Genomic DNA, 1,366 nt, shown 5'->3' with positions numbered 1-1,366 from the left:
TCCTAGTGGGGGCCTGTGCAAGAATTGTCAGCATGTCTAAGCACACTGCTGTCGCAACCCTAAACACCACCCTCGGACCGATCAAGGTCAACCTTTTCGGCAATCACGCGCCGAAGACCGTGAAGAACTTCGTGGGTCTCGCGACCGGCGATATCGAGTGGAAGCACCCCGCAACGGGAGTCAAGTCCACCACGCCGCTCTACGACGGCACGATCTTCCACCGCATCATCAAGGACTTCATGATCCAGGCCGGCGACCCGCTGGGCCAGGGAACCGGTGGACCCGGCTTCCAGTTCGATGACGAGATCAGCCCAGACCTCGACTTCACACAGCCCTACGTACTGGCCATGGCGAACGCCGGCATCCAGGGCGGCCACGGCACCAACGGATCGCAGTTCTTCATCACCGTCGTGCCCACCACGTGGCTGCAGGGCAAGCACACCATCTTCGGCGCCGTCGAAGACGAGGACTCCCGTGCCATCGTCGCCAAGCTGGCGACCGTTGCCACGGATGGTCGCGACCGCCCCCTCGAGGACGTCGTCATTCAGAGCGTCACCGTCGAGTCCGTCTAACGACACGCTCCGTCACCTACACAGATGAGTGATCTGCCTGCCTCGGCGGCGAATTATTGTTACCGCCACCCGGGGCGGCAGAGCTTCATCTTGTGCCAGCGTTGTGGCCGCACGATCTGTCCGGAATGCCAGACGCAGGCTGCTGTCGGCGTGGTCTGCCCGGAGTGCATGAAGCAGCAGCGTAAGAACGCCCCCCGCACCAAGCCCGCCGTTTTGACCCGGCTGACAGGCAGCGATGCCCCCACGGTCACGTACGCGCTCATGGGCGTGACCTTCTTTGTCTTCGTCCTGCAGTGGATCCCAGGCCTGGGTGTCACGCAGAGTCTCGCGTACCAGCCCGCCATCACACTGCTCGAGCCGTGGCGCCTGCTGACCAGCGTCTTCGTGCACAGTCAGGGCGGATTTCCGTTCCACGTGCTGCTGAACATGTACATGCTGTGGATTTTCGGTCGGGTGCTGGAGGGGATGCTAGGCCGGGCACGCTTCCTGGCTCTGTATCTCGTCAGCGGTTTCGCCGGATCCGTGGGTGTTCTCGTGCTCGCCTCCCCGTACACCGTCGTCATTGGGGCCTCCGGGGCGATATTCGGCCTTTTGGGTGCCTTGCTCGTTATCCAACGTGGCCTGGGCGGCCCCCCGGTAACGCACGTCAACTGCTCGTGTTGCTCGGAATCAACCTGGTGATCGGGTTCATCCCCGGGTTCAACATTGCCTGGCAGGCACACCTCGGCGGTCTGGTCGCCGGAGCTCTGATGGGCTCATCTTCCTGCAAACCCGCCGCCTCAAACACCAGTGGA

General features: G+C 62.7%; 3 protein-coding genes. All 3 read left to right on the top strand.

Annotation, left to right across the window (positions count from 1 at the left end):
• The first annotated feature begins 32 nt into the window (after nucleotides 1–32).
• Nucleotides 33–572 (top strand): peptidylprolyl isomerase, encoded by a 540-nt coding sequence (locus tag JF66_RS18400; RefSeq protein ID WP_035880288.1) that lies wholly within the window; start codon nucleotides 33–35, stop codon nucleotides 570–572.
• A 168-nt stretch (nucleotides 573–740) separates the two neighbouring features.
• Nucleotides 741–1,253 (top strand): rhomboid family intramembrane serine protease, encoded by a 513-nt coding sequence (locus JF66_RS18395; RefSeq protein ID WP_255351550.1) that lies wholly within the window; start codon nucleotides 741–743, stop codon nucleotides 1,251–1,253.
• Nucleotides 1,229–1,366, top strand: a 138-nt coding sequence (locus JF66_RS25095; protein ID WP_369798067.1) for a rhomboid family intramembrane serine protease, incomplete at its 3' end; no start/stop codon positions are given. The genes JF66_RS18395 and JF66_RS25095, both read left to right, overlap by 25 nt.

It is taken from the genome of Cryobacterium sp. MLB-32 (assembly GCF_000738085.1).
Classification (GTDB): domain Bacteria; phylum Actinomycetota; class Actinomycetes; order Actinomycetales; family Microbacteriaceae; genus Cryobacterium.
This window is presented reverse-complemented; position numbering and strand designations above follow the sequence as displayed.